Consider the following 18,732-nt stretch of genomic DNA (forward strand, 5'->3'; position numbering starts at 1 on the left):
TATTAGTTTGAAAAATAGGAGGAATGACCATGTTTACAGTAGATAACTCAAAAAAAGCACTACAATTATTTAAAGAGAAAATCGATCAAAATAAAGATTATTTAAGTGAACTAGATACACCGATCGGAGATGGCGATCATGGAAATAATATGGCTCGTGGGATGGAAGCGGTAAGTGAGAGCTTGCAGAATAAAGAAACTGCAAGTGTTCAAGATGTTTTTAAATTGACTGCGATGGCGTTGATCAGTAAAGTTGGCGGTGCTTCTGGTCCGCTATACGGAACTGCAATGATGGAAATGGCAAAAGCTGCGGCAACAACATCCGATGTGTTGCCGATTTTAGAAGCTGGTTTAGCTGGTATTGAAAAAAGAGGAAATAGTCAGCCCGGTGAAAAGACGATGCTAGACGAATGGGCACCAGCACTTGCAGCAATCAAGGAGAACAAATTAACCGAAGCAACATTGGAATCCGCTGTAGAAGCAACAAAGGATATTGTGGCGACAAAAGGTCGCGCTTCATATGTAGGGGAGCGATCCATCGGCCATATCGATCCAGGAGCGATGTCCAGTATGTATTTCTTTCAATCTTTAATGGAAGCAGGTGTGATTGATGAATAATGGTGTAGTAATTGTGTCACATGTCAAAGAAATCGGCGAAGGAGTCGATCGTTTGATCAAAGAAGTGGCAAAAGATGTGCCAATCACTGTCGCAGCAGGATTAGATCAAGGTGAGGTTGGAACATCATTTGAAAAAATCATGGATGCATTTGAAAAGAATCCTGCGCCAACTCTATTTGCATTTTACGATTTAGGCAGCGCAAAAATGAATTTAGAAATGGCTATCGATATGACAGAAAAAGAAGTGTTATTATTTGATACAGCATTAGTAGAAAGCGCATATACAGCGGCAGCATTGTTACAAGTAAACACACCGATCGAAGCGATAAAGGAGCAGCTAGCCCCTTTAAAAATAAAATAAGTTAAAGGATAGGAGTTTATACACATGAGAAAAGCGTTTATTAGTCCAGCAAAATACGTTCAAGGTGAAGATGAGTTATTGAATTTAGGTTACTTTGTCACAACTTTTGGGAAAAAAGCTTTACTGATCGCTCATGCAGATGATGTAAATCGTGTAAAAGATAAACTGGATAAAACGGCAGAAACATTTGCTATTTCCTTTGTTGAAAGTAATTTTCATGGAGAAGCTTCAAGGGTAGAAGTTGCTCGTTTGCAAAAAGTAGCTGAGGAGAATGCCTGTGATTGTATAATCGGTCTTGGTGGTGGTAAAGCCATTGATACGGCGAAATGTGTAGCACAAGGGCATAACTTGATCATTGTTCCAACAATCGTAGCAACGGACGCGCCAACGAGTCACTCAGCTGTTCTTTATACCGAAGAAGGTCAATTCGATGACTATGCTTATTTTGTTCAAAGTCCAAGTGTCGTTTTGATAGATACAGTAGTGATTGCGAATGCACCAACACGTTTTCTAGTTTCTGGTATGGGAGATGCCTTATCCACTTATTTTGAAGCAAGAGCAACACATAATTCTTATTCTAATGTAAATGCAGGATTGCCTTGTGGTGCACGTGAAGGGGTCTGTCCCCCAGCTAAAGGAACCAATACAGCCTTGGCATTAGCGAAATTATGTTATGAAACGATTTTAGAGGATGGTTTGAAGGCAAAGGAAGCTTCAGATAATAATGTGGTAACACCTGCCTTAGAAAATATTATTGAAGCAAATATCTTACTTTCAGGTTTAGGGTTTGAAAGCGCAGGACTTGCAGCAATCCATGCGATTCATGATGGCTTGACTGTTTTACATGATGCACATGGCGCAACACATGGCGAAAAAGTAGCGTTCAGCACGATTTGTCAGTTGATTTTAGAAAATGCACCAAAAGCGGAATTATATGAAGTATTGGATTTTGCTTTGTCGATCGGGTTACCAGTTTGCTTAGCCGATTTAGGGGTGAAGGAAATCTCAGATGCTGAGCTAACAGAAGTTGCTGAAAAATCATGTATTCCAGAAGAATCGATTCATTCAATGCCATTTCCGATTACTGTGGATCAAGTGAAAGCAGCAATTATTGTGGCCGATAAGATTGGGCAAGAGTATAAGAACAAATAGGATCACCCGTTTGAAACAGTTGTTAAGCTTGGATAGTGAAGCTTAACAACTGTTTTTGTGTATAAATCAAGGATTTCAAGAGTGAAACTGGAAAAACAATCGGTTATAAGATAACATATAAAAGAAAACTCTTAAATTATATAAAGGTGGTGAGCAGATGAAAAATCGATTGAATCAATTATTTCATTGGATGAAAGAACACAGCTTATTATTAAAGCTGATATTTCTTGGCTCAGTCTTGATTTTCGTAGCCAATCAAGTGACACATATCGTGCAGGGAATGACTTGGCAGGATGTTTTTCAGACAATGGGGCAGCAAAGTCGTTTTCGAATTATCGGAATGATTTTAGCGGGCTTACTTGGGGTTTTACCAATGCTTTTATATGATTTAGTAGTGGTGAAAGTCCTAGAAGAACAAGGGAAGCCAAAAATGAATCGTTGGGAATGGTTTGTCTCTGCCTGGGTCACAAATACGATCAATAATCTTGCCGGTTTTGGCGGTGTCGTTGGTGCGACGTTGCGGGCCAATTTTTATGGCAAGGAAGCGCCACGTAAAAAAGTTGTTTCGACCGTTTCTAAAGTAGCGTTGTTTATGATTTCTGGTCTATCTATCTTAGCCTTTGTAGCATTTATCGATATTTTTTTTATTCGACCAGATAGTCTGTTTAGGGAGTATTGGGTTTGGCTACTTGCTGGAAGTTTGATCGCACCAGCATTGTTGCTATTTGCGCAGTTAAAGAAGTATACGTTGTTTAAAGATTTTTTTCCGAAAGGGATTTTTCTTTTGTTTGGGGCTTCCTTTGGGCAATGGTTAGGTGCGATGTTTGTCTTTTTAAGTGTGGGTGCGTTGATGCAAGTGGATGTCTCGTTACTTTCTGTTTACCCAATGTTTGTGATTGCCACGTTGATTGGCATGTTGACCATGGTTCCAGGGGGGATGGGTACGTTTGATGTGTTGATGATTTTAGGTCTTTCACAATTAGGGGTGGGGCAATCAACTGCAGTTGTTTGGTTGATTTATTATCGTTTATTCTATTATGTCCTCCCGTTTATTACTGGAATTATTTTATTTATCCATCAAACAGGCATTAAGATCAATCGTTTTTTTGACAATTTACCACAGATTTTTTCACAGAAAGTAGCCCATTTTATTTTAGTAGCGGCTCTGTATTTTGCGGGAATCATGATGGTTTTATTGTCTACGATCACGAACTTATCCAACGTTAGTCGATTGTTTAAATTTTTATTGCCATTTTCCTTTGACTTTTTAGACCAAACGTTTAATATGTTGATCGGTTTTTTACTTTTAGGTTTAGCGAGAGGGATTTCAATGAAAGTGAAAAAAGCGTACTGGCCAACGATTGGATTATTGATTTTTGGTATTATCAATACAATTTCTCGGACAGCCTCGTGGCAGTTGATTCTGGTTTATCTCGTGATTCTTTCAGCCGTTTTTTTAGCAAGGAAAGAGTTTTATCGAGAAAAATTTGTTTATTCTTGGGGGGCTCTTGCCGTTGATGGGGTTTTGTTTAGCTTTTTGTTTATCATTTATGCGGTTGCGGGCTATTATAGTTCTCATCCGGATAAAGCAGGACCATTGCCACATATGTTCTTATTATTTCCATCGGATGATGTGTGGTTTTCAGGACTACTAGGGTTAGGGATTTCAATGATCGGCTTGATCACGCTATATCAATACTTAGCTGAGACTTCAAAGCGGTTAGGGAATTCTTATCAAGGCGAGCGTTTAACAGCGTTGATCACTAAATATGGAGGGACACAAGGCAGTCATCCGTTACATTTAAAAAATTATTCCTATTATTATTATCAAGAAAACGGTGAAGATGAAGTCTTATTTGCTTATCAAGTCAAGGCTAACAAATGTTTTGTACTGGCAGATCCGATCGGCAATCAGGAAAAATGGGCACAAGCGACACTAGCGTTTATGGATGCAGCTGATTTGCTTGGCTATCAAGCCGCTTTTTATCGAGTAAGCGAAAAATATACAATGCTTTTACATGATTTAGGCTTTGAATTTATGAAAGTTGGAGAGGAAGGAATCGTTGATTTTGCAAGTATCGAGTCAACACCACTTTCTTTGGCAACAAATAGTATGGAATTACAGCATTTAACTAATTTAGGGTATACATTTACAATGTATCGTGAACCTGTTTCAGATGAGGTGTTTCAAGAACTAGCTCGTGTGTCAGATGACTGGTTAGGGTCACAGCGGGAACGTAATTTTGTCGGCGGTCGTTTTGACAGAGCATATTTAGATTTAAGTGATCTTGGTGTATTGCGAAATGAGGGCCATGAAGTGATCGGCTTTATCACGGCAAAGCCAATCGTTCAGCATCGTAAAATGTCTTATGATTTGTTGCGTTATGTTGAAGCGGCGCCAAAGCCTGTGACCGATTATTTATTGACGCATTTTATTGCAGAGTATCAAAAACGCGGCTATGATTCTGTGGATCTAGGTGCAGCTCCGTTATCAAATGTTGGGGAAACAAAATACTCGTTTTTAAATGAGCGATTGATTAACATTTTTTATAAGTATGGGGATCAAATGTACGGCTTCAAAGACACCAGAAAAGAGAAAGAGCAATATGTGACAACGTGGGAATCTAGATATTTTGCTTACTCCAAACAAAGCAATGTGTTATTTGCCATTATCCAGTTGGCTTTGTTGATTGAACGAAGCAAAGTGAAGGCCGTCTCTTTGATGGAAGAAGTAATGATTGTATAATGAAAATAAGCTCTTTAGCTAATCCCCAAAAACTACACAATACAGAAATCAAATATTGGTGTAGTTTTAAGTCAGAATGTTCATGCATATATATTGGCCCGCTATTCCGAATTAAGAATGATACAATAAGTCATATATGAGAGAAAATGATTTATCAATTTCTATTTGGTTGAATTAATTCATTAATTGTATAAGTGTATAAAGAAGTAAACATATTGAAACTGTCCGTACATCCTAATGTTTCCATTATAGCTAGAGAAGTAGAAACTTGTTTATTTTCTACTTCTCTATTTTTGATCACTTCAAATAGCCCTTTCATGAATAATAATATGTTTCTTTCATACAAAGCATCTTGAGGTAAGGACATATCAAATAGATCATCAAATAGACGATAGCAGTTGTTTAAGTCTTTTCTTTGTAACAATGTAATGATTACATTTACTTGCATTCTAAAACATTCACTACCAAATGCTTTCTGGGATTTATATTTTTCCAAGTTGAGCATGACTCTTCTCATTAAGGTTAAAATTGTGTCTGTGTCAAAGCAATATATGGAATTATTAAATAATACAATTTCATAATGTGTCCATGTCGCTACAGAAAGCAGATACGCTTTTAATTTTGACGAAGTAACAGTATCACTAGATTCATCCAATCTATTTTTTAAAAGCAAACAAAGATATCCTAGATGCGTGTGTGTTTTACTGCTTTTGCTTAAACAATATTTGGATATTTCAATTAATTTTTCACTATCTTTTTGTTCGAAGGTTTTCTTCATTTCTAACAATAAGGCATCTTGCTCGGGTAAAGAATAACCATTTTTAATAAATACAAATTCATCATAGCTTACACATAAATTGTTTAGCATTATATCAAAACTATTGATTGAAGTATGAGTCTTTCCGTGAACAAAATTGTAATAAGCTTGTCTTGATATGTAATCAGTAGTTACCTCACTAACTTTCAAATTCTTTTGAGTTCTTAAAAAGTCTATTGTTTCTCCTATATCCAATCCATACAACTCCTTATGTAAATAATAATTGACTTTAGTAACGATATTTTAACACATTGTTATACAACAGACAATTTAGCGTATTGTCTACTATATAAGAATATGAGGAGGAAAGGCATATGCACATATGGTTAATACTATTATTTTTTTAATTTAGTGTTTATTTTTGTTGAAAATCTTATTCCTACGATAGGGTTCTCAGCAAAGATAAATATGTATGGTCAAAAATATATTATATGGAGGAATAGGTATTATGGGAAGTAACGATGTACGAATTGAAGAACTACAATTAAGTAATAGTCAATATTCTGGTGAACCCGAAGCAAGGGGGCCTCTCGGTATTAAATGTGGTGGATTAATATGTGGAGGTGGAGCTATTGGTGGCGCCTGTGCAGGCGGCGTTGCAGGCGGTGCGTGTGGAGGTGGCTGCGTTGGAGGTGGCTGTCTCGGTGGTTCTGCTGGCGCATTTTGTGGTGGTTTATGCTAATTAAAAGAGAGGACTAAATAGATTATGAACGAAATTAAAATAAATGAAGTTGAATTGACGAGTATTTCTACCGAGGATAGCAAATCTGATTACCCGCAAGCAAGAGGTGGGTTTGTATGCGGTGGTATGTGTACAAACGGAATGCTTTGTGGTGGAGTCTGTGGAAATGGTGTTGGTGGTAATTGCGGAGGATATTGTAAGTAATAAAGACACATGAATACCATACATATTTATCTTAAGATATAGACTAATTATGTTCGGAGGTACAGTTATGAAAGTACATTTTATTGAAAATACAAAACATTGTGGCGAAAAAATTGCATTTCTTCCAGATACTCAAAGATTTTTTAAAGTTAATTTAACTGGGGAACATTTAATTAAAGATATTGAAAATAGTGTCACGAAAGATGAGATATTTAGCAAATATCCAATTACAGAAAAGCAATACTTCCAATATTACAATATTTTCTCTGAAGAAAAAGAAGAGGCTCAAAATCCTCTTCATCTCGATATAAATGAATTTGAAACATTGAATAGGCTAGTACTCCATATGACTAATGACTGCAATTTAAGATGTACATATTGTTATGCAAATGGTGGTAACTATCATTCTGACAGAACATTTTTGAAAAGGGATATTTTAGATGATACATTAGAATTGTTTTATTCAAGCTTTCAAAATATTCAGTATATTCAATTTTTTGGAGGAGAGCCACTTTTAAATATATCAATGATTGAATATACTTGTAAAAAAGTAGAAGAATATTGTAAATTTAGAGAAATTAAAACACAGTTTGGGGTAGTTACTAATGGGACGATAATGACTAAAAAGTTTATTGATTTAGTAAAAAAATATAATATTGCTGTAACAGTTAGTTATGATGGTGAACCAAAAGTAAATGATATTATGAGATTTGATAAACATGGTCGAGGTACTTCTAAACGTATTCTAAAAAATATAAGTAAATTAAACCAATATACCAACCAACCTAGCACAATAGAAGTAACGTATAATCAAAATCATGTTGAAAACGACGTTAGCATTCAGGATGTAGTTGATCATATAAGTGAGGAAGTACCAAATGCCTATATTCATTTAGTTCCTGCTGGGGCAACTGATGAAGAAGATTATGGAGTCAAAGACTTAAGTATATTTCCAGAAAATCTTAACAATCTAGTAGAAAAACATCTAGTTAACAATCCGAAGGAAAGAGATTTACCTGCATCTTATTCATTAGTAGATAGAATAGTAAAAGGTTTGATTAACGGGCCCCAAAATATTCCACTTATCTGTGATGCTGGATTAGGAACTATTTCTGTTTCTGTGAATGGAGACGTATATCCTTGCTTTATGTTTACAGATCAAGAAAAAATGAAGTATGGAAATATCTATAGCCCTAACCTTTTTAAATCAGAAGCATTTAACAGTTTACAGAGTAAAATTCACTCTTTTAGTATAAAAAATAATAATAAAAAATGTAAAGATTGTTTTATAAAGAATTTATGTAATGGGTGTCTAGGGTTAAATAGTTTTCATTCCGGAGATCCATTTAGATTATCTGAGATGACCTGTGATATGTTCAAAAAAATGACAGAAGAAGCGATTATAGTATTGGCAAATCAGTAGACAGATGTCTTTAGGGAGGTAGGTTCATGTTTGAAGGATTGCGTTACTATATTATGATTTGTTGGAAATATAATAGTAAATATATCCTCCTTTTAATTATTCAACAATTCGTCAAATTCATTAATATGTTAACAATTTTATTCTTACCAAAGTATATTATTGATAACATTTTTACCTATCAGAAAATTACTGAAGCAATAAAATTAGTCATAATTTTTATATTAACTAGTATTATGACTAGATTTTTAGAGAACATTTGTATAAAAAAATTAGCTGTCGAAAAAATTAGAACATTTAAAGAATTTCAATTATATTTAGGGTCATGTATGATGAAAGCACCCTTGGAATTAGTAGAATCAAAAAAATTTTTGGATTTGAAAAATAAATCTGAACAATTTATATACGCTGGTGGCAATGGGTTTGGTACAATAGTAGAAACCTCATTTTCTTTAGTTGGTAAATTATTTTCTTTAGCTACTTTTGGAGCAGTTATTGCTACGTTAGATATATATTTATTGATTTCAATTCTTTTTCTTTTGATTGTAAATATGTATTTTAATAATAAAATTCAAAAAAATAATATTCAAATTAATATCGAAAAGTCTGTCCAGGAAAGAAGAAGTGCGTATTTTTCTGGAATTTTTCAAAATTTTCATTTTGGAAAAGAAATTCGTATTTACAATCTTTCTAGTTGGTTACTAGATAAGTATAATCTTCAACTTACAAGTATGTTAGATTTTTATAAAAAGTTAGGAAGAAATTCTTTTTACTTTAGTAACATTACGTTAATTAGTTCAGCTTTACAACAAATTCTGACTTATATATTTATAATTAAAAGAACAATTGCAAATATGTTGACAATTGGTGATTTCTCACTGTATCTTACTGCAATTAATTCTTTTACAACACAATTTCAATCAGTTATATCTGATATCATAGGAATGAATCAATATACGGAATACTATAAATACTATTTAGAGTATATCAATGTAGAAAATATTTATGATACAAAAATTCAAAAAGATCAGTTAAATTATGAAGCATTTGAAATTAGATTTGAAAATGTTAGTTTTGTTTATAAAGGTCAAAAAAATTATGCATTGAAGAATATTAAGTTATCAATTAATAAGGGAGACAAATTTTCTATAGTTGGAAAAAACGGTGCCGGTAAATCAACTTTTGTTAAACTATTATTAGGCATTTATAAACCTACTAGTGGAAAAATTTTGGTGAATGGAAGAGATATACAATCAATAAATTATGAAGATTATATTAAGTACTTTTCGACTATTTTTCAAGATTTTAAACTTTTTTCTCTAACTTTAAGTGAAAATATTGCATTTGAATCTGAACATAAGCTTAATAGAATCAAAAAAGAAAAAATTGATCAACTATTAAAATTATTTGGTATGAAGAATAAATTTGAATCAAAAAAAGGTCAGAACACGATGATCTTTAAGGACTTTTGTGCTGATGGATACACTCCTTCTGGAGGGGAAGCTCAGCGAATTTCAATTATCAGAGCATTATACAATGAAGCCCCTATAATGGTTTTAGATGAACCTTCATCTGCGCTTGATCCGGAGGCTGAATTTGAAATCAACAATTTAATAAACGAACATTTGAACGGAAAAACATGTATATACATTACGCATAGATTATCTAGTACAAAAAATAGCAATAAAATACTTGTTTTTGACAAAGGAAAAATTGTGGAACAAGGAACTCATGATAAATTATTGAATAATAAAGGTTTGTATTGTAAACTTTACCATATGCAATCTTCATACTATTAATTAAGAAGGGGAGTGACTGATTTGATCAATATAAATTCACATGTAAAAACTTGGATGGGCTTCTCTGGATTTTTCGGTTTTTTTGGTATGTTGGGCTATATATATAATTCTTCAGAGCTGTTACTTTTATTCATATTCTTTTCTGGATTTGGATTATATTGGGAAGGGAAAATCAATTCTCTAACATTGACTAGTTTAAAATACGATTATAAAAAAGTAAATGATCAATCTAATTTAATAAGTATAATAAGTATAGCTATATCAATTTGGGCTTCATTTTACTTTACACCATCTTATCAAGCTAGATATTCTATTTTGCTATTAGGAATTGTATTAACAATATCACTGTCATTTATTTTTGAAAGATATTTTGTTTATAAAAATTTAACTTCGTGAACTTCTTATTATATAGTCTAAACTGTAGCAAATCGTCTATTTCGATTTGCTTTTTGTGTATTATTAAGACAAAACTGGATAGAAACGATATATGATTTTATTTCAATTTTAAGTCTCAAGTTCCTCTAGTAAAAAAATGTAGATAGCGTATAATAATTAGAAAAGGTATACAGGAGGTTTTTGAGATGACGATTGAACGGGTGAGTGTCAGCACTAAAGCTGAATTAGCTGTAGAATTAGCTAAACAGACAGATGAAATTATCGTTGTAGGGGATTTTAGTCAAAATATCGCAGAAATCAAAAAAGGACAGCTAAATGATACTGAAATGATGGGATTTGCCATTGGTAGTGGTGGAGTAGGTACTTTAGTAGAGTATGGAGCGAACAAATTGCTGGATGTTTTTGATTCGGCTACAAAAGAAGACAAAAAAATCCGTAAACAAATTGAACGGTTATACACGATTAAGCGTTTAACAACAGATTCATTTTTGCTACATTTGAAACAATTAGACTATTAAAAATAGAAGAAGCCAAAGAATCAGTTTTTTGCTGTTTACAGTCTTTTTATATAAAAAGGGTAGCTCTAGTTTAATAAGCTGGTTTGGGAGAAATTTCAGCATAGCTAGAGTTTAAAAGGAAGGATAAAGTAACATGAAAAATACAAGAAGAATCATCATTGACACCGATCCAGGAATTGATGATGCTGCTGCAATTGCTGCTGCGCTATTTGATGAGAGGTTGGATATTCGATTATTTACTACCGTTGCTGGAAATGTTAGCGTGGATAAGGTAACAAAAAATCTGCTGAAACTATTGGCATTTTGGGATAAGACGATTCCTGTAGCGATTGGTTCAGATCGGCCATTACTTCGTGAAGCAATCAATGCCAGTGATGTTCACGGAAATTCAGGAATGGATGGGTATGATTTTCCAGAATCTAAGTATGAATTATTGACAAAAAATCATGCAGTGATCGAGATGTATAAAGTATTGATGGACTCTAAAGTAAAAACAACGATCGTTGGGATTGGTCCATTGACAAATATTGCACTGCTGCTTAGGTTATATCCAGAGTGTGCGGAAAAAATTGAAGAATTGGTGATTATGGGAGGAGCACTAGGTCGAGGCAACCAAGGCGTGTTATCAGAATTCAATATTGCTGCTGATCCTGAAGCGGCAAAGATTGTTTTTGAAAGTAAAATTTCGTTAACCATGGTTGGATTAGATGTTGGGGAGAAGGCACTAATTCTGCCCAAAGAGCGAGAACAGATTCAGAAAATGAATAAAACTGGGGATATGATCGATCACCTGTTTAGAAAATATCGTGGCGGCAGCTTAGATACTGGTTTGAAGATGTATGATGGCTGCGCGATTGCGTATTTGTTAGCGCCTGAAATGTTTGACGTTAAACAAGCTTATGTTGCGGTTGAAACACAAGGCATGTTGACAGCGGGGGCTACTTTGGTAGATTTAGATGGCTATTTGGGAAAAGAGGACAACTGTCGAGTCTGTGTCGATCTTGACGAGCAGCGATTTAGACAATGGTTTTTAGAAGCAATTGAGAAGTGTGATTGATGGTATATTAAAGTATAGAATAAAACCGCGATTGGTTTTATTCTATATTTTTTAATTTAGAGGATTCGCTTTTTTCGATTTATTTAGTTTCAGAATGAGGGTAGGGTACTTTTTTATTTTGAATGTCAAAATGACCAATTTCTTCAATCGGTTCACCAGTGAAGTCATCAATTTCGTTTACTTGAACCGTATACACAGAGGACGTATCTAGTGCACTTATACTTAAAGTTAACGCCATTTCACCCGTTTCGTAATTAAATAATTGTGTAAGAATTTGATTTTCCGTTCTTACACCATCTTTGTAAAGCAGAGCTGCTGGATAAACGTCATTTTTAAGAGGCGTAATAAATTTGACTGTTGTTTGCAAGGCATCACTGCTAGCGGTTGGATTTGTGATATTACTTAAGTTGCTAAACTGAGTCTCAGCCGTTTGAGTCAAGGGTTTATAAGCAATATCAAAACGCCAATCGCCTTCGTATGTTAAAGCATTATCAACGCCGAAGGGACTATTGGTTTTAGAAGCTTCGGTAAAGGCTTGATCCAGCTCCTCAGCATCCTGCCACATAAGTTTATAAATGTGAAGCGTTAATTTAGCGTTGCTAGGTATGTCTTCTTGATTAAGCGTTGCAGTAACAGAACCGTAAAAAGTATCTCCTTCTACATGAAAAGTAGAGTTATACATTCCACCCCCACGGATATCGTCAGTCTGGCCATCAACAAAGAGGCCAATGTCAAGATCTTGAAAATTTGTAGCGAATTTGGGAAATTTTCGATCAGGGGACTGTTGCTTTTCCAGTAACTCCTTTAATTTTTCATCGTCTAATTTAAATTGATAGTCAAAAGCAAATCTTTTCTTAGTTGAAACGAATTTTGTTACGGTGATTTCTCGATTATTATAGGTACTGGTTAAATTAAGTTCTGTTTGGATACCGTGTTCTTCCACAGTTACAACACCGGAATCAGTACTAATGCCTAAAGCATTTTTGATTGCTGTATTCGTTTGTGGATTGATCAGGGCAATTAGAATAAGAGACGCAGCTATTGCCAAAGTGATAATGAGTTGTTTTTTGAATTTAATGTTGAATTTCTTTTTTTCCTGCTTTATAGGATTATTTAAAATATTCTCGCGATTTTGAACTAATTTATCTATTACTTCTTTTGGAATTTCCGTTTCTTGTCGGATGATATCATTCTTCTTTTTATCCATTCACTTCTCCTCCAATAATATTTTTAATTTTATTCTGCCACGTGCAAGCCTTGTTTTAACAGTATTTTTAGATAGATTCAGTTGTTCAGCAATCTCGTTAATGTTAAAACCTGCGTAATAATGTAAAATGATCGGGATTCTATACCTATCTGGTAACTGATTAAATTCTTCTTCTAAGTGAGATCTTTCATAGTTGCTCTCTTTAGTATTCATATAACTTTCCTCAAATTTAACTGTTTCAACTCTTTTTTTTAAAATGTCCTTAGCAATATTGATCATAATTCTAAAAATCCAAGAATTAAACGCTGCGTCATTTTTGATATTCGTAATTTTTTGCCACGCGTGAATTTCAGTTTCTTGCAGACAGTCTGCAACATCTTCATTATTTAAAAGTAATTTATAAGCTGAATTGTATAGCACGATTTGATAGGCTTCACAAAGTTTTATAAACGATTGTGCATCGCCTGTTTTTGCTTTTTTAACCAAACTTATTTGTTCCTTTTTTTTCATGGACTTCCCCCTCCTATTTATAACTGTTTAGACTCTAATTTTACCAAAAAGGTTTCATCGAAATTTATTTTTCTTTTTTTGTAGAGATTTATGATGAGCATTACAAAAAAGAGCTTGGGACGTCAGTCCCAAGCTCACAAATCATCGATTTAACGTTTTCGACGCTTACGCTTATTCGATTTTACTAACGCCAGTTTTGGCTTGTTTGTGAATCGTACATAGACCACAAAGCCACCAATACAAACAATAAACAAAACCACACCAGGCATAAATCCTTCTGGCAGATAAACAAATTCAATTGTATGTTCACCCTGCGTTACGGGAATACTAACAAAGGCTTTTTTAAATGGTTCAACGGGTACTTTTTTTCCATCGACATAGGCTTTCCATCCTTTGTCATAAGGAATCGTTGTTAAAAGGACTTGATCTTTCTCTGCGTTCACAGTTCCAACAGCTTTCCGTCCTTTAGCTGTTAAATCAGCGCCTTTATCTTGAATTGCCTGAATAGAACGTTCAAAGGCTTTTGTATCTAAACCAACCACCTTAGGTTCCATAAAACTAACAGCTGTTGTACCGTAGAAACTAACCGTAAACGTAACCGTGGTAGGTTTGTCATAGTAACCGATATTGTAATATTGTCCTGTAATATTGATCTGAGATTTTTGACTCGTCCCATTCACAGACATTGTAGCAGTCGAACTTTCCAATTGGCCAAAATCGGTTGGAAACAGGCTTAGGTAAGCTTGTGTATAAGCTGGTACATCAACAGTCCAGGTAATATCTTTGGCAATGTTGTTTTGCACTTCTTTATACGTTACATTCCCTGCATTTTGTTCGATTTTGACATTATTTTTATTAATGATCGTTGGTTGATAAAACTTAAAGTACGTTTGTTTTTGATTAGATAAGGCATTGAACAGTGCCGTTTGACTAGTTAAATTATCATTGGTAGGTTGTTTGACTTTGTAGATATCATTATCAGCTAAAAAGCCTAAAGGCAACGCATTGCTGTTTTCGTATAATGAGAATTTCCCAGCTTTATCTATTGGGAAAAAGCCGAATTTCAAGGGATCACTTTCCGAAATATTGTATTTAATTCCAACGAGTGAATCCATCAGTAACGTGTTATTTGGGTAGCGAATATTCAAACCAGTTCCTCTAGACCGAAATCCTAGATCGTTTAAATAAGCAGAAGAATGTCGATTTCTGATGGAAGAAAACAAGCTGACTCCGCTGTAGCCATAGTTGATACTATCATTAGAAGAAACAGGGTTTAAATTTTCTAAGCGGTAAAAAGAATCATTCTCTTTTTTTGTCTTATCGACCAACTGTTTGATTGATGGATATGGTTCTGAGTAAAGACTGCGTGAAGCATAGTTCCAATCTTCTAAAATCCCTTTTAGCATTGAATTGGTATTGATAAACGCCTCTGTTGAAACAAGCAATAACAGTAAGACAATCAGATAATGCATCGGTATTTTTTTTAATTGATAAAAAACAATTCCGGCAAGATACAGGAGTAAAAATAAAGCTGTGATGACAAATGCTGAGATCGGAATATAGTCATAACTTGTCGTACTTTTTGTCCCTTCAGCTAGTGCAAAAATCGCAATCAGCATGATCGTAGAGCCCGCTAGTACCCCTAAATCATCAGTTTTGAATTTCTCAAAGCCATATCCCGCTAGTAGCACCACTAAGAAAGAAAAGAGGAAACTATAACGGAACAAGAACATATTCGGTGCATGCATCCCGTGCCAAAATAAATTTAGTGGTGTGATATAAAAGCTAGCAATTAAAATGATAAACAGACTACCAAATAATAGCTTGTTTTTCCTAGGAATTTCTTTTGTGATAAAGTAGAAAACACAGAATATCAAAGGAAGTAGCCCCACATAGATAAAGGGAATCGAGCCGTACTTCGTCGTGTCATAAACACCGATCATATTTTTCATGACAATATCCCAAAAAGCAGTTGCTTCGGTTTTAAATTGAGTGACTTGTGACAAGGTTTCACCATTTGCTCGTAAATCAAGGACCGCTGGTAATACTAAGATCATCGAAGCGCCACCTGCTAAAAGTGAGGTGATTCCATAAGGTAGGATACGTTTTTTATAACTCTTCCAGTTTGTCAACATTCGGGCGATAAAATATAGGAAAGAGAAGATACCGATCATAAAGCCCATGTAAAAATTTGAGATAAACAATAGTAGATAACTTACAAATAATAGTGTTGGTTTTCGTTCATCCATCAAGCGGTGAATTCCTAAAATAACCAACGGTAGATAAGTAAACGCATCTAACCACATAATAATTTCTGAATGCGCCGTAGCAAATGACATCAAAGCATATGGCACACTAAGCATCACATGGCCCCATCTTGGTATCTTATAAGTATTTTTAGCAAAGAACCAAAACGCTAAGCCAGCTGAACCGATTTTCAGCAAAGTAATCAAATACAAGGCATCAGGAATATTCTGATTTTTAAAGAAAATGACTAGTGGCGTAAATAGCCCACCAAGATAATAGGAAATCAATGAGAGATAATTTAGTCCTAAGGATGCATTCCAGGTATAAAAAATACTTTGTTTGCCATGCAGCATATTATTGAAACTAGCATGGAAATTGGAAAATTGTGAAAAGGAATCGCTGGCCATCACACTACGGCTACTTCCAGGATAAATTCCGAGACTTAAATAAATAATGACCATCACAAAAAAGGGAATGAAAAAGCTGGCGGTCATATATGGCCAGTTTTCTTTGATAAATGTCTGTATTTTTTTCTTCATAATCAACCTCACAACGTAATAAATAGAATATATATAGTTTAGCATATCCATAGAAAAATTGATCGCCAGAAAGAAAAAAATTAATGAAAATCGAAGGGTTTAAGTGGAAAATTATTGTTAAAATAGTTTAATTAGCTATTCTAACAATAATTTTCATGAATAAATAATTCATATATATATATTAATGAGACGATAAGAAGAGCGGGTCAACTAAATGTCTATAAGCCTGTAGCAACATGCAGCATGGAAGTGTTGAATTAACCGAAAAACTAAGACTCATGGAAGAAAATATCCGTGAGTCTTAGTTTTTTTAAAGCCAATGCTGAATTTTGTCATATCCTTGACCAACATCGTTTAGTGCGTGAGTGTCTGATCCATAAACCAATGGAATCCCTGATTCAATCGCTTTTTGAGTTATCCACACCTGTGGATAACTCTGTTGATAACCTTGTTTATAAAATCCTGCTGTGTTTAAATCTAAGCTGTATTTTTCTTGTTGAATACGGCTCAATAGGGTGTGGACAAGTATTTTATTTTCTGATGAATAGCTTGTTTCTTCATCAAAAAAACGTTCGAATTTTTGACACAAAGAAATGTGACCTAGACGTTTAGGTTTAAAAGGACCTAGATCAGCTTCTAGAGAGTCTAAAACGCATTGGTAGTAAAGATTTTGGGCTTTTTGAAAGCTGCCTAAATAGTCAATTACCCCACTCTTATATTCTTCAAAAGAATAGTCGATCCCACGCAATCCATCTTGTCCTTCGAGGAAATGGACAGATAAAATGCCATCATCAGTTTGAGGACCATATTCCGCTAAAAAATCTCGAGTCCAACCTACAAAATCTGAAAAATAATCCAATTCAAATCCAATGTGGATAATGATGTCAGAGGCATACTTTTTCCGCAGTTCATTCATCCTTTTAAAATAGTTATCCACATCATTTAAAGCCATGGACGCAGTTGTCCACACGTCAAGATCACCAGCTGCTTTTTTTTCAATCCCTTTAGGTAATGGGGCATGTTCTGTAATACTGTATTCTTTAAATCCGAGGCTGATTGCACGTTTAATTAGCAATTCTGTATCTTCGACTTTTCCATGTGGACAAAATTCTGTGTGGGTGTGACCGTCACGTTTCATAAGAGAGCCTCCATAATTTAATGTAAAGAAAAGGTTGAAACGTTTAATAAAGGTTTCAACCCTAATACTTATTTCCGATATTGCCCATCTCCATAAACAATATATTTTGTAGAAGTTAGTTCTGCTAAGCCCATCGGACCACGTGCATGTAATTTTTGTGTGCTGATCCCAATTTCGGCACCAAATCCAAAAACAAAGCCATCCGTAAATCGTGTGGAGGCATTAGCATAAACTGCAGCAGCATCAACTTGTTGTAAAAATTGTTGTGTCGCAAAATAATTGTCACTAACGATGCTTTCAGAATGTTTTGTGTTATAGCGGTTGATATGTTGGATCGCTTCTTCTAAAGAATCTACGACTTTAACAGCGAGAATAAAATCGTTGAATTCCGTTTCCCAATCTTCTTCCGTTGCTAGGATCGATTGTTCAAAAATAGTGATTGCCCGTTCATCTGCACGCAATTCTACATTATATTCATTCAAAGCTTTTTCGATAACAGGTAAGAAATCTGCTGCTACGTCTTGATGGATCAATAGTGTTTCTGCTGAGTTACAGACAGAAGGGCGTTGGCATTTTGCATTGACAATGATCGTTGTAGCCATTTCTAGCTGTGCTTCTTTATCGATATAGACATGACAATTGCCCGTTCCTGTTTCGATCACTGGCACAGTCGCTGTCGTTAAGACCGTCTTAATCAAATTTGCACCGCCGCGAGGGATTAGAACATCTAGATAGTCATTGAGTTTCATTAACTGTTGAGCAGTTTCACGAGAGGTATCAGCAATAAACTGGATTGCAAAAGGAGAAGCTCCTTTTTGTTCCAGTGCCTGTTGTAAAACCGATACTAAGACTTGATTGGAATAAAAGGCTTCCTTTCCACCACGTAAAATCACGGCGTTTCCAGTTTTAAAACAAAGACTTGCTGCATCTGTAGTCACATTCGGGCGAGATTCATAGATGATCCCGATCACCCCAAGTGGGACACGTTGCTTACCGATCATCAAACCATCTTCATTTTTCCACATCTTGTCGACTTCACCAATTGGATCATCTAATGTTGCGACTTGGCGAACACCGTCAGCCATGTCTTTGATTCGCTCATCAGTTAAACGTAAACGATCTAGCATTGTGTCAGTAATGCCATTTTCTTTGGCTGTAGCTAGATCTTTTTGATTTTCAGCTAAGATTTTCTCGGTATTATTTTCTATGGCATCGGCCATATGCAACAACAAATCATTTTTCGTTTTTGTATCCATCAAAGCTAATTGGTAGGCTGTTTCTTTCGCTTGTTTCCCTAGTTGGATTAAATCAGTCATAAAATG

At 34.8% G+C, this 18,732-nt stretch carries 17 protein-coding genes; 11 read left to right on the forward strand and 6 right to left on the reverse strand.

Annotation, left to right across the window (positions count from 1 at the left end; genetic code table 11):
• Nucleotides 1-29: 29 nt before the first annotated feature.
• The 4 genes from dhaL (at nucleotide 30) to mprF (ending at nucleotide 4,876) form a co-directional block, all read left to right on the forward strand.
• Nucleotides 30-617: a dihydroxyacetone kinase subunit DhaL gene (gene dhaL / locus BCR24_RS04995; protein WP_069639471.1), complete on the forward strand. Its 588-nt coding sequence runs from the start codon at nucleotides 30-32 to the stop codon at nucleotides 615-617.
• On the forward strand, nucleotides 610-978 hold the full coding sequence (gene dhaM, locus BCR24_RS05000) for a dihydroxyacetone kinase phosphoryl donor subunit DhaM (protein WP_069639472.1): 369 nt from the start codon (nucleotides 610-612) through the stop codon (nucleotides 976-978). The genes dhaL and dhaM overlap by 8 nt, the downstream gene beginning before the upstream one ends.
• Before the next feature lie 24 nt (nucleotides 979-1,002).
• Nucleotides 1,003-2,130 (forward strand): glycerol dehydrogenase, encoded by a 1,128-nt coding sequence (locus BCR24_RS05005; RefSeq protein ID WP_069639473.1) that lies wholly within the window; start codon nucleotides 1,003-1,005, stop codon nucleotides 2,128-2,130.
• A gap of 157 nt (nucleotides 2,131-2,287) precedes the next feature.
• A complete protein-coding gene (mprF, locus tag BCR24_RS05010) occupies nucleotides 2,288-4,876 on the forward strand; it encodes a bifunctional lysylphosphatidylglycerol flippase/synthetase MprF (protein WP_069639474.1) in 2,589 nt (862 codons plus the stop codon).
• A gap of 154 nt (nucleotides 4,877-5,030) precedes the next feature.
• Here mprF and BCR24_RS05015 read toward each other — a convergent pair whose 3' ends face one another.
• Nucleotides 5,031-5,888: an Rgg family transcriptional regulator gene (locus BCR24_RS05015; RefSeq protein WP_069639475.1), complete on the reverse strand. Its 858-nt coding sequence runs from the start codon at nucleotides 5,886-5,888 to the stop codon at nucleotides 5,031-5,033.
• Between the two features lie 253 nt (nucleotides 5,889-6,141).
• Between BCR24_RS05015 and BCR24_RS05020 the strand changes: the two genes are divergently transcribed.
• The 7 genes from BCR24_RS05020 (at nucleotide 6,142) to rihC (ending at nucleotide 11,769) form a co-directional block, all read left to right on the forward strand.
• Complete coding sequence (locus BCR24_RS05020) at nucleotides 6,142-6,375, forward strand: hypothetical protein (protein WP_069639476.1); 234 nt, start codon at nucleotides 6,142-6,144, stop codon at nucleotides 6,373-6,375.
• Nucleotides 6,376-6,399: 24 nt separating this feature from the next.
• Nucleotides 6,400-6,579 carry a hypothetical protein gene (locus BCR24_RS05025; RefSeq protein WP_069639477.1) on the forward strand — a complete coding sequence of 60 codons (180 nt, stop codon included), beginning with the start codon at nucleotides 6,400-6,402 and terminating at the stop codon, nucleotides 6,577-6,579.
• A gap of 67 nt (nucleotides 6,580-6,646) precedes the next feature.
• Complete coding sequence (locus BCR24_RS05030) at nucleotides 6,647-8,002, forward strand: radical SAM/SPASM domain-containing protein (RefSeq protein ID WP_069639478.1); 1,356 nt, start codon at nucleotides 6,647-6,649, stop codon at nucleotides 8,000-8,002.
• A gap of 26 nt (nucleotides 8,003-8,028) precedes the next feature.
• Complete coding sequence (locus BCR24_RS05035; RefSeq protein ID WP_069639479.1) at nucleotides 8,029-9,798, forward strand: ABC transporter ATP-binding protein; 1,770 nt, start codon at nucleotides 8,029-8,031, stop codon at nucleotides 9,796-9,798.
• Nucleotides 9,799-9,819: 21 nt separating this feature from the next.
• A complete protein-coding gene (locus tag BCR24_RS05040; RefSeq protein ID WP_069639480.1) occupies nucleotides 9,820-10,194 on the forward strand; it encodes a DUF3796 domain-containing protein in 375 nt (124 codons plus the stop codon).
• Between the two features lie 185 nt (nucleotides 10,195-10,379).
• Nucleotides 10,380-10,712, forward strand: coding sequence for a hypothetical protein (locus BCR24_RS05045; protein WP_069639481.1), 333 nt, complete (start codon nucleotides 10,380-10,382; stop codon nucleotides 10,710-10,712).
• A 133-nt stretch (nucleotides 10,713-10,845) separates the two neighbouring features.
• Nucleotides 10,846-11,769, forward strand: a complete 924-nt coding sequence (gene rihC, locus BCR24_RS05050; RefSeq protein ID WP_069639482.1) for a ribonucleoside hydrolase RihC — start codon at nucleotides 10,846-10,848, stop codon at nucleotides 11,767-11,769.
• Nucleotides 11,770-11,848: 79 nt separating this feature from the next.
• On the opposite strand, the gene BCR24_RS05055 is transcribed toward rihC, so the two are convergent.
• The 5 genes from BCR24_RS05055 to BCR24_RS05075 all read right to left on the reverse strand — a co-directional run bounded on the left by BCR24_RS05055 (nucleotide 11,849) and on the right by BCR24_RS05075 (nucleotide 18,726).
• A complete protein-coding gene (locus tag BCR24_RS05055; RefSeq protein WP_069639483.1) occupies nucleotides 11,849-12,976 on the reverse strand; it encodes a hypothetical protein in 1,128 nt (375 codons plus the stop codon).
• A complete protein-coding gene (locus tag BCR24_RS05060) occupies nucleotides 12,977-13,486 on the reverse strand; it encodes an RNA polymerase sigma factor (protein ID WP_069639484.1) in 510 nt (169 codons plus the stop codon).
• Between the two features lie 149 nt (nucleotides 13,487-13,635).
• Entirely contained in the window at nucleotides 13,636-16,272 is a 2,637-nt protein-coding gene (locus tag BCR24_RS05065) for a YfhO family protein (protein ID WP_069639485.1), read from the reverse strand.
• Between the two features lie 310 nt (nucleotides 16,273-16,582).
• Nucleotides 16,583-17,410 (reverse strand): histidinol-phosphatase HisJ, encoded by an 828-nt coding sequence (gene hisJ / locus BCR24_RS05070; RefSeq protein ID WP_069639486.1) that lies wholly within the window; start codon nucleotides 17,408-17,410, stop codon nucleotides 16,583-16,585.
• Between the two features lie 68 nt (nucleotides 17,411-17,478).
• Nucleotides 17,479-18,726, reverse strand: a complete 1,248-nt coding sequence (locus tag BCR24_RS05075) for a glutamate-5-semialdehyde dehydrogenase (protein WP_069639487.1) — start codon at nucleotides 18,724-18,726, stop codon at nucleotides 17,479-17,481.
• Nucleotides 18,727-18,732: the final 6 nt, after the last annotated feature.

The organism is Enterococcus ureilyticus, assembly GCF_001730315.1.
Lineage (GTDB): Bacteria > Bacillota > Bacilli > Lactobacillales > Enterococcaceae > Enterococcus_L > Enterococcus_L ureilyticus.

What these genes read in the sequence shown, in the direction of transcription:
- dhaL (WP_069639471.1), top strand. Translation starts at nt 30, where the DNA reads ATGTTTACAGTAGATAACTCAAAAAAAGCACTACAATTATTTAAAGAG.
- dhaM (WP_069639472.1), top strand. Translation starts at nt 610, where the DNA reads ATGAATAATGGTGTAGTAATTGTGTCACATGTCAAAGAAATCGGCGAA.
- BCR24_RS05005 (WP_069639473.1), top strand. Translation starts at nt 1,003, where the DNA reads ATGAGAAAAGCGTTTATTAGTCCAGCAAAATACGTTCAAGGTGAAGAT.
- mprF (WP_069639474.1), top strand. Translation starts at nt 2,288, where the DNA reads ATGAAAAATCGATTGAATCAATTATTTCATTGGATGAAAGAACACAGC.
- BCR24_RS05020 (WP_069639476.1), top strand. Translation starts at nt 6,142, where the DNA reads ATGGGAAGTAACGATGTACGAATTGAAGAACTACAATTAAGTAATAGT.
- BCR24_RS05025 (WP_069639477.1), top strand. Translation starts at nt 6,400, where the DNA reads ATGAACGAAATTAAAATAAATGAAGTTGAATTGACGAGTATTTCTACC.
- BCR24_RS05030 (WP_069639478.1), top strand. Translation starts at nt 6,647, where the DNA reads ATGAAAGTACATTTTATTGAAAATACAAAACATTGTGGCGAAAAAATT.
- BCR24_RS05035 (WP_069639479.1), top strand. Translation starts at nt 8,029, where the DNA reads ATGTTTGAAGGATTGCGTTACTATATTATGATTTGTTGGAAATATAAT.
- BCR24_RS05045 (WP_069639481.1), top strand. Translation starts at nt 10,380, where the DNA reads ATGACGATTGAACGGGTGAGTGTCAGCACTAAAGCTGAATTAGCTGTA.
- rihC (WP_069639482.1), top strand. Translation starts at nt 10,846, where the DNA reads ATGAAAAATACAAGAAGAATCATCATTGACACCGATCCAGGAATTGAT.
- BCR24_RS05055 (WP_069639483.1), bottom strand. Translation starts at nt 12,976, where the DNA reads ATGGATAAAAAGAAGAATGATATCATCCGACAAGAAACGGAAATTCCA.
- BCR24_RS05060 (WP_069639484.1), bottom strand. Translation starts at nt 13,486, where the DNA reads ATGAAAAAAAAGGAACAAATAAGTTTGGTTAAAAAAGCAAAAACAGGC.
- BCR24_RS05065 (WP_069639485.1), bottom strand. Translation starts at nt 16,272, where the DNA reads ATGAAGAAAAAAATACAGACATTTATCAAAGAAAACTGGCCATATATG.
- hisJ (WP_069639486.1), bottom strand. Translation starts at nt 17,410, where the DNA reads ATGAAACGTGACGGTCACACCCACACAGAATTTTGTCCACATGGAAAA.
- BCR24_RS05075 (WP_069639487.1), bottom strand. Translation starts at nt 18,726, where the DNA reads ATGACTGATTTAATCCAACTAGGGAAACAAGCGAAAGAAACAGCCTAC.